The organism is uncultured Thiothrix sp., from assembly GCF_937876535.1.
GTDB lineage: Bacteria > Pseudomonadota > Gammaproteobacteria > Thiotrichales > Thiotrichaceae > Thiolinea.
On the sequence record NZ_CALFHZ010000021.1, the window covers coordinates 174,001 to 187,218 of the forward strand.

The 13,218-nt window shown below is 45.0% G+C and carries 14 protein-coding genes; 3 read left to right on the top strand and 11 right to left on the bottom strand.

Annotated features, from left to right (window positions below; all coding sequences use genetic code 11):
- Positions 1-103: 103 nt before the first annotated feature.
- The 3 genes from Q0230_RS15270 (at position 104) to mazG (ending at position 2,647) form a co-directional block, all read left to right on the top strand.
- On the top strand, positions 104-718 hold the full coding sequence (locus Q0230_RS15270) for a hypothetical protein (RefSeq protein WP_298611042.1): 615 nt from the start codon (positions 104-106) through the stop codon (positions 716-718).
- Between the two features lie 388 nt (positions 719-1,106).
- A complete protein-coding gene (locus Q0230_RS15275) occupies positions 1,107-1,727 on the top strand; it encodes a hypothetical protein (protein ID WP_298611043.1) in 621 nt (206 codons plus the stop codon).
- Between the two features lie 113 nt (positions 1,728-1,840).
- Positions 1,841-2,647, top strand: a complete 807-nt coding sequence (mazG, locus tag Q0230_RS15280; protein WP_298611044.1) for a nucleoside triphosphate pyrophosphohydrolase — start codon at positions 1,841-1,843, stop codon at positions 2,645-2,647.
- On the opposite strand, the gene ygiD is transcribed toward mazG, so the two are convergent.
- The 11 genes from ygiD to Q0230_RS15335 all read right to left on the bottom strand — a co-directional run bounded on the left by ygiD (position 2,644) and on the right by Q0230_RS15335 (position 13,109).
- Entirely contained in the window at positions 2,644-3,543 is a 900-nt protein-coding gene (gene ygiD / locus Q0230_RS15285) for a 4,5-DOPA dioxygenase extradiol (protein ID WP_298611045.1), read from the bottom strand. The two genes, mazG and ygiD, sit on opposite strands and share 4 nt — an antisense overlap.
- Positions 3,544-3,650: 107 nt before the next feature.
- Positions 3,651-4,370 carry a histidine utilization repressor gene (hutC, locus tag Q0230_RS15290; RefSeq protein WP_298611046.1) on the bottom strand — a complete coding sequence of 240 codons (720 nt, stop codon included), beginning with the start codon at positions 4,368-4,370 and terminating at the stop codon, positions 3,651-3,653.
- 47 nt (positions 4,371-4,417) lie between these two features.
- Positions 4,418-5,950, bottom strand: coding sequence for a histidine ammonia-lyase (hutH, locus tag Q0230_RS15295; protein ID WP_298611047.1), 1,533 nt, complete (start codon positions 5,948-5,950; stop codon positions 4,418-4,420).
- 1 nt (position 5,951) lies between these two features.
- Positions 5,952-7,622 carry a urocanate hydratase gene (hutU, locus tag Q0230_RS15300; RefSeq protein ID WP_298611048.1) on the bottom strand — a complete coding sequence of 557 codons (1,671 nt, stop codon included), beginning with the start codon at positions 7,620-7,622 and terminating at the stop codon, positions 5,952-5,954.
- Positions 7,615-8,571: a formimidoylglutamase gene (hutG, locus tag Q0230_RS15305; RefSeq protein ID WP_298611049.1), complete on the bottom strand. Its 957-nt coding sequence runs from the start codon at positions 8,569-8,571 to the stop codon at positions 7,615-7,617. The genes hutU and hutG overlap by 8 nt, the downstream gene beginning before the upstream one ends.
- Positions 8,564-9,802, bottom strand: coding sequence for an imidazolonepropionase (hutI, locus tag Q0230_RS15310; RefSeq protein WP_298611050.1), 1,239 nt, complete (start codon positions 9,800-9,802; stop codon positions 8,564-8,566). The genes hutG and hutI overlap by 8 nt, the downstream gene beginning before the upstream one ends.
- A gap of 718 nt (positions 9,803-10,520) precedes the next feature.
- Complete coding sequence (ruvA, locus tag Q0230_RS15315) at positions 10,521-11,132, bottom strand: Holliday junction branch migration protein RuvA (RefSeq protein WP_298611051.1); 612 nt, start codon at positions 11,130-11,132, stop codon at positions 10,521-10,523.
- A gap of 30 nt (positions 11,133-11,162) precedes the next feature.
- Positions 11,163-11,672: a crossover junction endodeoxyribonuclease RuvC gene (gene ruvC / locus Q0230_RS15320; protein WP_298611052.1), complete on the bottom strand. Its 510-nt coding sequence runs from the start codon at positions 11,670-11,672 to the stop codon at positions 11,163-11,165.
- Between the two features lie 11 nt (positions 11,673-11,683).
- Entirely contained in the window at positions 11,684-12,442 is a 759-nt protein-coding gene (locus tag Q0230_RS15325) for a YebC/PmpR family DNA-binding transcriptional regulator (protein WP_298611053.1), read from the bottom strand.
- A 71-nt stretch (positions 12,443-12,513) separates the two neighbouring features.
- Positions 12,514-12,678, bottom strand: coding sequence for a rubredoxin (locus tag Q0230_RS15330; protein ID WP_298611054.1), 165 nt, complete (start codon positions 12,676-12,678; stop codon positions 12,514-12,516).
- A 212-nt stretch (positions 12,679-12,890) separates the two neighbouring features.
- Positions 12,891-13,109, bottom strand: coding sequence for a DUF1127 domain-containing protein (locus tag Q0230_RS15335; protein WP_298611055.1), 219 nt, complete (start codon positions 13,107-13,109; stop codon positions 12,891-12,893).
- Between the last annotated feature and the right edge of the window lie 109 nt (positions 13,110-13,218).

Consider the following 13,218-nt stretch of genomic DNA (forward strand, 5'->3'; position numbering starts at 1 on the left):
TTTCCCCTCTTTCCTCCCGCTCCCATATTTGAGGTATGCTCAAAAATTTTGCATTTCCACATAATGATTTCATTAGTTTTAGGGTAATGACTGGGGGTCAATCATGTTAAATAAGTTCGTCGCTAGTACGCTGCTAGTAGCTGGACTAGTCAGCACTGCAACTGCTTCTACACCAATTTATTCAACTGATACAGTCTGGAAAGTGAAAGATCAGCAAGCTTTTACCGCATTGATGAACTGTGATACCACAGCTTCAGCGTGTATAGCCAAAAAAATGAAACAATTAGGGGCGAGTAGCTCCGTCTTGAAGTTTAGTGCGGCTATTAAGCATGAAGGTTATCTAGTCAAATTCCAAGAGCAGGGCAAAGTCGATTTAGGGACAGTGATTTATCCTTTCCGTGCTAATACCAATTCGGCGTATATGCTTTTAAATGGACAACCCTCTATTGTAGATACCGAGATTGCCAAGATAACCGGTTTAGAAAAGGATACGAGTTTCAAGGAGTTAAATAAAAAATATAAAAATTTGGAGTTTTGGGGAACGAATGCGCAGTTTGTAAAAATTAATAAAACTAATGCGGGGACAAACTATGTGTTTAATTATTTATTAAAAGATGGCTGCCGTGCTTGTGCTGCTCCAGCGTCTGCACAAGTGGAATTTCGCTTTAATGGGCAAGGCAAATTCCTCGGCACGCAGTTTATAAAGATCGTGAAATAATAAGAATTTCGTTCACTAAAACTCCTAAACCTTACGAGTTAGTACTTAGGGCGCTAACTCGTCTTTTTTTGTATAGCTAGCAGTCTGTTAATATAAACTTATCTTAGTAAAGTATGAAGATTTCAATCCACGAGAGAAATTGCTTATCAAGAATAGGAGTTTTTTATCGATGCAGTAGGTGATATGCTCTCTAAGTATGGTAAAGCTTATAGGGATTTATATTTACCCACAAAGGTAATAAGCCCTACTGTAAACGCAGTGAATAGAGTTATTTATCTTGCCCTTTTTACGACTAGGCTAGTATTCTCGCCTATTTAAGGGATATTACTTGGCTTCTATCTAGTTCAAGCTAAGGCTCTTCAAATAAATAGTAGTGAGGGAACACCATATGTTAAGTAAATCAAGTATGACTTTTATTTTATTTGCAAGTTTGGTAGGTACTGTTTCAGCCGCACCCAGTATGTATTCAGCCAATTCCATAGTGAAGGTCAAGCCAGAGAAGATGATGAGTATCTTATCTACCTGTGATTTGGGGAATAGCACGACTTGTGTGGGTAAGTCATTAAAAAAATGGGGTGCAAGTCCTGCTGCGCTTCAATTTAGCAAAGATATTAAAAATGAGGGTTTTCTCGTTTCTTTCCAAGAAAAAGGTGTAGTGGATTTAGGTGAGGCATTTATGCCTTTCCGTGCTAATACGAATGATGCTTATGTCATGCTGAATGGGCAACCCAAAGTGGTCAGTACGGAAATTCAAAACATCAAAGGTTTAGAGAAAGACCCGCAATATAAGACTTTAAAGAAAAAATATAAGAATTTAGAGTTTTGGGGAACACGCGCCGAGTTTGTAAAAGTGAATAAAACTAAAGCTGGGCAGAGTTTTATTTTTAATTATACCTTAAAAGATGGTTGTAATGCTTGTGGGACACCTTGGGCTTCTCAGGTGGCATTTCGTTTTAATCCACAAGGTAAATTCTTAGGCTCACAGTTTGTGAAAATTGTAAAGCCATAGTCAGTTCGCCAGCAGCTAGAATAGTAGCTAGCTGCTGGTGCATAGTTTCTACTAGTCAGTTTTAATCCTTTCCCGTTATAGTGCTGAGCTGTTTCATTTGGCAGGAACGCAGCATGTCTGAAAGCAGCAATACACCCATCCAACAATTATTGACCATTATGGCGCAATTACGTGACCCCAAGCGCGGCTGCCCTTGGGATCGTAAGCAGACTTGGCAAACTTTGCTGCCCTATACCTTAGAAGAAACTTACGAGGTGGTGGACGCAGTGGATCGCAATGATGCAGCGGCGGTCTGTGATGAGTTGGGGGATTTGCTGCTGCAAGTGGTGTTTATGGCGCAAATTGCCGAAGAACAGGGCTTATTTAATTTTAATGATGTAGCTCAAGGGATTAGCGAGAAGCTGATTCGCCGCCATCCGCATGTGTTTGATAATACAGTCTATCAATCTGAAGCAGAGCAAAAGCAGGCTTGGGAAACGATCAAACAAGCTGAGCGTGCTGAGAAAAAGCAAGAAGGTTTATTTGCAGGAATTCCAACCGCTATGCCTGCTTTGCGCCGAGCACAAAAAGTCCAAAAGCGAGCTGCACAAGTCGGTTTTGATTGGGAAAATTGGCAGCAAGTTGTGCCGAAAGTGCATGAGGAATTGGATGAGGTTGCAGAGGCAGTGGCTCAGCAAGAACCCTTTACACGCATTGAAGAGGAAATGGGGGATGTCTTGTTAGCAGCCAGCAATATGGCGCGCATGCTAGGAGTGGATGCAGAAAATGCGCTGCGCTTATCAAGTCGCAAATTTGAGAAGCGATTTGAGCGGGTTGAGGAGTTGCTAGCGCAGGATAAGCTTAGTTTAGAAGCAGCCTCTTTGGCACAAATGGATGCGGCGTGGGAGGCTGCTAAACTCGAAGAAAAGGCTAAAGCTTAAGAAAAAATCACCGAACGCATGGAAATCGCACTACCCGCATAAGCCGCATTAAAGAAGCGGACTTGGTCATCTTCATGCTTAGCACCCAAGGCATAGAATAACGGCCATAAGTGGTCAACGGTGGGGTGGGCGAGCTTGATCAATTTATCTTTATCTGCAAATTGAATCAGGGCTTGATCATCGTGTTTTTGCAGCAATTGCGCGATTTTTTGGTCAACGGCTTGATTCCAGTCATAAGGCTTGCCTGCTTCAAGCGCTTCAGCTTCAAGATTATGTACAATATTCCCGCTGCCCATAATCAGTACGCCCCGTTCCCGTAAGGCTGCGAGTTGCTTACCTAAGGCATAGTGATAGGAGGCAGGTTTAAAATAATCAATGCTAATTTGGAAGACGGGAATATTTGCTTGTGGAAACATCGGCAGCAAGACACTCCAAGTGCCATGATCATAACCTTGGCGCAGATCGAACGCGGTTTTAACCTGTGTGCCGTCCGCTAACGGTTTTTTGAGTAAGTCAGCGGTTAATTGAGCTGCTTGAGGTGAATTAGTCGCAGGGTATTGTTGTGCAAATAACTCATCAGGGAAGCCACCAAAATCATGAATCGTTTCCGGCTTATTAGCCGCCATAATCGCCGTATTGCCATCCGTGAGCCAATGCGCTGAAACCATCAAAATAGCCGCAGGCTTTGGCAACTCTTTACCGATTTTCTGCCAATTCTGCCGAAAGCTATTGTTTTCAATGGCATTCATCGGGCTGCCATGACCTACAAACAGCACTGGCATTTTGGGCGTTTGGGGTAAATCTTGGACAGTGTCAGTACCTAGTGCGTGGGCAAGCAGGGGGCTAAGGCTTAATGCTACTAAACTAGAGGCGCGCAGAAAGTCACGGCGTTGCATAACGAATCGTCCTGGCTGATTTTATTAATAATCAGTCAACTATGCCGCAAATGCTAAACCAGAGCTAGGCGTGAAAAGTTAAACAGGTGTTAGCGAGAAGTTAAATTTTAGGAAGCCTTTGCAGGCAAACTCATTACCGATCTCAACTTATACCTATCCCCTGGATGCGTGAGGACAGCAAAACTAATCAAACGCTCGCCTGACCATGTACGGCGACTCACTTGCAAGCAAGGCAAATGGGCATCGAGCTTCAAATAATGTTGAGCCTGTTTATTAGGTAATATCGCTTCAACAATATGCTCCATTGAAGTTAGTGCATACTGTTCGGACAGATATTGATTAGGCGTTTTTTGAGTGAAATCTTGTTGCAGATAGTTTGGCAAAACAGTGGCGGCTACATAGCGCTCTTCGAGTTGAATCGGTAGCTGATTTTCTAAGTGGACAATAAGGGAATGAAACACGCGGCTGTGTAGCGGAATACCTAATTGTGTCGCTACTAACTCGGATGCAGCTTGCTCGTTTAAAGCAAGTACTTGGCTGGTATATTGATGACCACGCGCCCGCACTTCTTCAGCAATATTGCGTACATCAGCAAGCGGGGATTCGGCTTTGGGAGGTGCGACAAACGTCCCTAACCCTGGATAGCGTATTAATAAACCTTCTTGTACCAGATCGCGCAATGCCTTATTTACGGTCATGCGACTCACGCTGAATTGTTCGACTAGTTCAGCCTCGGTCGGGATTTTATCGCCTGCTGCATAGCTTTGGTTGCGAATCGCATCGCCAATGAATTGCTTAATTTGTTGGTAACGGGGTCGAGGATCCACCCAAAGCTCCTAAGGATAAATTCGGGTGGTCATAATAACAGTTTTGCTCATGCGCTGGGCAGTAAGTCTGACGGCATATAATGCTTTAACGCGCCACTACTTACCCATTGTTTGGCTTTTTCAATATCGGGCGCAAAGTAGCGATCTTTATCATAAAACGCTACACGTTCACGCAATTCCGCTTTAGCCGCTTCTAACAGCTCTGTCGTTTTGAGTGGCGCACGAAAATCTAAACCTTGCGCCGCAGACAACAATTCAATCGCCACAATACCACAGGTATTATCCGCCATTTCCAATAAACGCCGCGCCGCAAAGGTTGCCATTGACACATGATCTTCCTGATTGGCAGAAGTCGGCATACTATCGACGGAAGCTGGATGCGCGAAGGTTTTATTTTCAGAGGCTAAAGCCGCAGCAGTGACTTGAGCAATCATAAAACCGGAATTCACCCCACCATTATTGACTAAGAAAGGTGGCAATTTACTTAAATTAGAATCAATCAATAGCGCCATACGCCGTTCGGATAATGCGCCGATTTCCGCAATTGCCAACGCTAAATTATCCGCTGCCATTGCCACAGGCTCGGCGTGGAAATTACCGCCAGAAATAAATTCATCTTCCTCAGCAAACACTAGAGGATTATCCGAGACTGCATTGGCTTCGGTAAGAAGTACATCGGCGGCTTGGCGAATTTGTTGCAAACACGCGCCCATCACTTGCGGTTGACAACGTAACGAATAAGGGTCTTGTACCTTGCCGCAATTTTGATGCGAGCTACCGAGTTCTGAGCCAGTACCCAATAAATGTCGGTACGCTGCGGCAGCATCAATTTGCGTTTGATGACCGCGTACTGCATGGACTCGCGCATCAAAAGGCTTGCGACTCCCAAGTGCTGCTTCCACTGAAAATGCGCCTGCCACTGTCGCCGCAGCAAATAAATCTTCGGCAGCAAATAAGCCTTGCAGCGCAAATGCAGTGGAGGCTTGCGTGCCATTAAGTAGGGCTAAACCTTCTTTGGGTGCGAGTGTTATTGGATTTAAGCCTGCATGTTTTAAGCCTTCCGATGCAGGCAAACGTTTGCCCTCAATGAGCACTTCGCCTTCGCCTAAAAGCACCGTACTCATGTGCGCGAGTGGTGCTAAATCGCCCGATGCGCCTACCGAGCCTTTTTGTGGTACACACGGGTAAACTTGTTGATTGAGTAATTGAATTAGACGCTCAATGACTTCATAACGAATGCCAGAGAAACCGCGTGCAAGTGAGTTAATTTTCAACACTATCATTAGGCGTACCGTGGCTTCTTCCATTAAAGCGCCTGTCCCCGCTGCATGAGAAAGTACAATACTGCGTTGTAATAGCTCTAAATCTTTGGGTTCAATGCGCGTATTGGCGAGTAAGCCAAATCCGGTATTAATGCCATACACGACGCGATTTTCGCTAATCACTTTGGCAACCGCAGCGGCACTGGCATCAATCGCCACACGACAGGCTGGGTCTAGGCTGACTTGAACAGGCTGTAATGCAACTTGGCGTAATTCGGCGAGAGTTAATTGCCCTGGTTTGATGATGAGTTCAAACATATTAAGCCCCCAACATTGGCAAATCTAAGCCATTATCACGCGCACAAGTTTGAGCAATCTCATACCCTGCATCCGCATGACGCATCACCCCTGTAGCGGGGTCATTGCGTAGTACTCGCGCTAAACGTTTAGCCGCTGCGTCTGTACCATCAGCAACAATCACCACGCCCGCATGTTGGCTAAAGCCCATTCCTACACCACCACCATGATGCAGCGAAACCCAAGTCGCACCCCCAGCAGTATTCAATAGCGCATTTAATAAAGGCCAATCGGAGACTGCATCAGAGCCATCCAACATACTTTCCGTTTCACGATTCGGACTGGCTACCGAGCCTGAATCCAAGTGATCACGCCCAATCACAATCGGTGCTTTCAATTCGCCTGATTTGACCATCTCATTAAAGGCTAAACCTAAACGTGCGCGATCTTTTAGACCCACCCAACAAATCCGCGCAGGCAAGCCTTGAAAGGCAATGCGTTCGCGTGCCATATCTAACCAATTATGCAAATGCGCATCATCGGGCAGAAGTTCTTTTACTTTCTGATCGGTTTTATAAATATCTTCAGGGTCGCCAGAAAGCACCGCCCAACGGAACGGACCAATACCTTGACAGAATAGGGGGCGAATATAGGCAGGTACGAAGCCGGGGAAATTAAAGGCATTTTCCACACCTTTTTCCAATGCCATTTGGCGAATATTATTACCATAATCGGTGGTCGGAGCGCCGCGCTCTTGCAGGGTTAACATGGCGCGAACTTGGATTGCCATCGATTCTTTGGCAGCATCGACTACTGCTTTCGGGTCGGTTTCGCGCATCTGTTTGGCTTGTTCCAGCGTCCAACCTTTGGGCAAATAACCATTCAAGGGGTCATGCGCACTGGTTTGATCAGTGACTACATCCGGCAAAATATTACGCGCAACAATTTCAGGATAAATATCCGCACAATTGCCTAATAAGCCTACTGAAATGGCTTTGCCTTCGACTTTTGCTGTATTAATCATATCGAGGGCTTCATCGAGGCTATAAGCTTTCTTATCCACATAGCGAGTGCGTAAACGGAAATCAATACGGGTTTCATCACATTCCACTGCGATACAAGAAAAACCTGCCATCGTTGCTGCCAAGGGTTGTGCGCCACCCATGCCCCCCAATCCGCCTGTTAAAATCCAGCGTCCTTTAGCTTCACCGTTATAATGTTGCTTTGCCATTGCCACAAAGGTTTCATAAGTACCCTGCACAATGCCCTGCGAGCCAATATAAATCCATGAGCCAGCGGTCATTTGCCCATACATCATCAGACCTTGCTTATCCAACTCATTGAAATGCTCCCAATTTGCCCAATGGGGTACTAGGTTGGAATTAGCAATTAATACACGCGGTGCATCGGCATGAGTTTGAAACACCCCCACAGGTTTGCCGGATTGAATCAATAAGGTTTGATCAGCCTCCAAACGTTTGAGTACTTCAATAATCTTGTCGTAACAAGTCCAATCGCGTGCCGCACGTCCAATACCACCATACACCACCAAGTCTTCAGGGCGCTCTGCTACATCAGGATGAAGGTTGTTCATTAGCATACGCATCGGGGCTTCGGTGAGCCACGATTTGCAGCTTAATTGCGTACCTGTTGGGGCAATAATGCGACGGCTCGCGTCATGACGATTATTCATACTGTGCTCCTGTGATGCTATAAAACAAGCGTGCAGCCACACGCGCTGTTTGCAAATCTTGATCGTAGTTAGGGTTATATTCGGCAATATCGGCAAGGCGTAATTTCTGGCTCGTGCGAATTAAATCAATAATGGGTTCGAGTACTTCTAAACTCACGCCGCGTGGTGCAGGTGCACTCACACCTGAAGCAACGCTCGCAGGTAGTACATCCAAATCGATAGTGAGATAAAGGTGGTCGCAACTTTCAATAAAGGTTTTGACTTGTGCTAAGGTGTCGATTAGATCGAGCAAGGTCATGTGCTTATCTAAGCGATAAGATACTTGCCACTCTTTAGCGCGTTGAAAGAGGGCTTGCGTATTTGCCATTTTACTCACACCCAAACAGCAGTACTGAAATGACCAGCCACGTTCCTTGCAGCTTTGCGCTATTTGGTAAAACGGTGTACCCGAATTGCAGCCATTGGCATCAGTGCGCAGATCAAAATGCGCATCGAAATTAATAATGCCAATTTTGGGATTAGACTCAGTATCGGCTAAATGATTGGCTAAGCCTAACCAAGAGCCATAAGCCATTTCATGTCCGCCACCCAGTACAATAGGAAAATGGTGTTGGTCTAGTAGTTGAGTGACTTGATTAGCTAAATGGATGTGCGCACTTTCTAAGTCACCTTCAGCACAAACTATATTGCCCATATCATAAACCGCTTTTTGTGGATTCCACGGAACGCTGGCGAGTACTTTACGAATCTGATTCGGCGCTTGTGCTGCACCCACACGCCCTTGATTGCGGCGTACACCTTCGTCGGAGCAAAAGCCTACAAGGGCTAAACCTGAGGATACGTTTTCAGCAAAAGGCTTGATCACTTGATGCAAACGTTGTGATAACTCAGGGATTTCACCTTGATCAATGCGCCCCGTCCACAAGCTACTAAAATCAAACTCAGGCATGGCTAATTGCTCCTGCAAACACGCGTTGTTTAATCGGATTAATGCCTACTTGATACGCCAGTTCAGCAGGATGTTGGATGTCCCAAACGATAAAATCCGCCGCAAAACCTTCACGCAATTGCCCATTCTGATCTTGCAAACCTAATGCTTGTGCTGCATGACGGGTCACACCCAGCAAGGCTTCTTCAGGGGTTAAACGGAATAAAGTACAAGCCATACTCATCGCTAAACGCAACGAAGCAAGGGGGGCAGTGCCAGGGTTAAAATCAGTAGCTACTGCCATGGGTACTTGATATCGGCGCAATAATTCAATCGGAGGTAGTTTAGTTTCGCGCAGGAAATAAAACGCAGCAGGTAGTAAAGTGGCAACTGTTCCTGATTCAGCCATTGCGTGCACACCCTCTTCATCCAACCACTCTAAATGATCGGCTGACCATGCTTGATAACGTGCGGCTAGAGCACTAGCATGTTGATTGCTAAGTTGTTCGGCGTGTACATGAATCCCTAGACCATAGGCTTGAGCAGCTTGTAAAACTCGTTCGGTTTGCGCGGGACTAAAGGCAATATGCTCACAAAATACATCCACTGCATCCGACAACTTTTCGGCAACCGCAGCAGGTATTAATGCTTTACAAACCCAATCAATATAGGCATCCGCACGGTTTTTATATTCGGGTGGTAAGGCATGAGCACCGAGTAGGGTAGTGGATATGCGCACGGGAAAACGTTTAGCTAACTCGCGTGCCGCACGCAACATATTAAGTTCACTGTCTAAATCCAAACCGTAACCCGATTTAATTTCGATAGTGGTAACACCTTCAGCCATTAATGCTTTTAGACGTGGAATGGCTAGTTCGACTAATTGCTCAAAACAGGCTTTGCGTGTCGCATAAACGGTGGAAAGAATACCGCCCCCTTGTTGGGCGATTTGCTCGTAACTTGCGCCTAATAAACGTTGCTCGAATTCTTGGGCGCGGTTGCCTGCGTGAATTAAATGAGTGTGGCAGTCGATCAATCCGGGCGTGATCAGAGCACCTTGAGTATCAACGATTTCAGTAGAGTTGAGGTTGGAATGTTCTTTTTCAAACATTGGCATGGGGGCCATGCATTGGATGAGACCATGCTTAATACCTAAAGCATGCCTAGGTAATAAACCATAAGCGGGTGCATGCGTTGGATCAAAACTCGCAAGCTGAGCATTAATCCAAATTTTTTCACAAGTCTCAAACATAGCTTATCCTCTTCTTTACTATGTTTTGTATATATATGTATATACATTAAATGTGCTAGTAAATAAAGTCAAGATTTAGATATTTTTAATGAGCGCTTGGATGATTAATTCCGTTTATCTGAAAAAACAAAACCCCCGGCTAGCGGGGGCAGAGGTTGCAGGTTCTCACCTGTATAATTATTCTTATTGTAGTTCTGATCGAAGTTCCCAGGACACTCTGTTTTAAATCCCCCCTGCGCTGTTAACACAGGGGGTATCAGGAGTCGAGGCATGGCAGGCTACTTATTTTTATTATGTATTAAGCCTAACTCGCTACCTCTTAGGGCTTGCTGTTGAACTTCTAACTTCTCCTAAAGTTCCCCCCACTTACGCAGGGGGTATCAGGAGTCGAGGTATCACAGGCAACTTATTTTTGTTGTTGTTTTATGCCTGCTTTCCACCTCTTGGGGCTTGTTGTCTTTATTCCGTTAACCCTTTCTTATTTTTATTCTCGTTCCTTGTGATCTCTATATTGCAACGGCTGTGCCAACCGAATTGGCACGAACTTAACTGGCTGATCTATAAGGTATTAGCAGAAATTAAGTTTATTTAATAAACAAAATTAATTAGGCTGAAACTGTCAAGAAGTGACAGAACTGACAGTCAGGATTGACACAAAGCAGCCAGAAGTCGGCTTTGTGTCACTGATTGTCAGATTATGAGGAGATGGAAATGAGGCTTAGTTGAGGCTAGACCGTAAAGCCTGGCGGATCATTTCTTCAACGCTGAGCTCTTGGTTTTCTAAAGGCGCGATCATCTTACTGGCTTGGGCAGGCTTATAACCTAAAGCCAATAGTGCATTGAGAGCCTCCTCGACCGGAGAAATAATGGTAAAAGGCGTATTAGATGGCTTGTGACTGCCTGAAATAGTTTGACTCGCATCAACTTTAGGTAAACGGTCACGCATTTCGATGATTAAGCGCTCGGCAGTCTTTTTACCTACCCCCGGAATGCGACTCAGTGCATTCGCATCAGCTGCATGAATGAGTTGAGCAAATTCAGTAGAGGTCATGCCTGAAACAATCGCTAAAGCCATCTTAGGGCCGATTCCGGTGACTTTCAGAAGGTTACGGAAGAGGGCACGTTCATCTTGGGAGCTGAAACCAAATAAAGTTTGCGCATCTTCACGCACCACAAAATGCGTATAAATCGTTACTTCAGTCTGCTGATCGATTGGCAGCTGGTAGAAAGTATTCATGGAGGCTTGCAGTTCGTAGCCTACGCCATGTACTTCCAATAAAAGCTCAGGAGGCTGCTTATAAAGCACTTTGCCGCGCAATAAGCCAATCATAGCAATTCTTCCTTTGAATGAAGTGAATCCTTAGCGGATCAGACGCACAGCTTGAGCAATGCGATTATTTAAATGGCTGGTATGAGCATGGCACAAGGCGACTGCTAAAGCATCAGCAGTGTCCGCCTGTAATTGGCCTTGGAGATTGAGTAAGACTTTTACCATATGCTGGACTTGAGTTTTGTCTGCAGCCCCTTTACCGACGGTTGCTTGTTTGACTTGTTTAGCGCTGTATTCATGTACAGGCAATTGCATGGTTACACCCGCACAAATCGCTGCACCACGGGCTTGACCTAGCTTCAAAGCGCCACCCGCATTTGTAGCCACGAATACATCTTCCACACTCATTTCATCAGGCTGCCAATCACGAATAATTTGGGTGACTTCAGCAAAAATAATCCCTAAACGCTCAGGCAAAGGGCGATCACCTAAGCGAATACAGGTACTAAAAATATGCTTAACTTTTTGCCCATCGGTCTCAATGACGCCGATTCCGGTAATTCGAGAGCCGGGGTCAATGCCAATGATTCGCCGAGTCATCTAGTTGCCGCTTATTCAGCGGCTAACGCTGTCATTACAGATTCTGAAATATCTGCATTGGAATAGACTTCTTGAACATCATCTAAATCTTCTAGGAGATCAATCATTTTCAAGAGCTTTTCGGCGATTTCTAAATCCGTGATTTCAGTTAGATTATCGGCACGCATAGTGACTTCAGAGCTATCTGGAGTGAATCCAGCGTCTACTAAAGCCGTTTGTACTGCTGCGAAATCTTCTGGCGTCGTAATAACTTCAATCGTGCCGTCTTCTTCAGTGAGCACATCACTAGCACCTGCTTCTAAAGCAGCTTCCATCAGAGCATCTTCATTCACACCCGCGGCGAAACTCATTACGCCGAGATTTTTGAACATATAAGCCACTGAGCCATTCGTGCCTAAGTTGCCACCATTCTTACTGAAAGCATGTCGAACTTCAGCAACGGTACGGTTGAGATTATCTGTTGAGGTTTCAACTAGAACGGCAATCCCACCCGGGCCATACCCCTCATAAGTTACATCAGTGTAATTATCTGCACCTAGTTCACCTGCCCCACGTTTGCAAGCTTTTTCAATAGTATCTTTCGGCATATTAGCGCCGAGAGCTTTGGCAACTGCTAAACGTAAACGTGGGTAAGCATTCGGATCAGATGTTTTACCTTCGCGAGCTGCAACGGTAATTTCTCGAATCAGTTTCGTCCAAACTTTCCCACGTTTTTTATCAACTGCGGCTTTTTGGTGTTTAATATTTGCCCATTTACTATGGCCAGCCATAACTCAATCTCATCTACTAACTTTAAAAGTGGCGCGTAGTTTAGCACAGCCTTTTTTAGGTTTGGCGGGTTTCAAATCTCAATCATATCAAAATCGGCTTTTCCTACCCCACATTCAGGGCATAGCCAGTCATTAGGCACATCTTCCCAAGCGGTACCAGGGGCAATACCTTCATTAGGAATACCCACTTCTTCTTCATACATAAAACCACAGACTAGGCACATCCACGTTTTCATTTAAGCTACTCCAAACAAATTGCAATCAGGCATTTGGCTGGCGATTATCAGAAATGAAACCAAAGAATTCAAATAAAGCTTGTAAGAAAACTTAAGAATAGGCAGTAGGGGAGTAAATAGAGGTAAGTACGTACGTAAGTCCTGCCCAAACGAGTTTAAGTAGAGGAGGAGGAGTTACTTAAACCCGTTGGGCTGGAGGAAAGCGATTAAACTTAAGCAACATGACGCTGTTCATCGTCAATGCCTTTACGGCCGTAACGAACAGCATATTCAATTTCACTACGTGCTAAACCCATATCGCTTAAATCACGATCACTTAGGGATTGCAGCTCACGGATTGCTTGACGGATTTCAGCGCTGCTATGCTCGCTGTCATTGGCTGCATTTTCTGGGTGAATCAAGTTACTAAAAAAGTGGAATATATTTTTCATTTTATTACCCTCTCTTGGGTATCTATTATTTCAATGAGTGCAGTTTAAGAACTTTGCTGCATTGCAACAAGCTAGGCTTTTTAAAGGGGGTGGTTAGATAACTTAACCT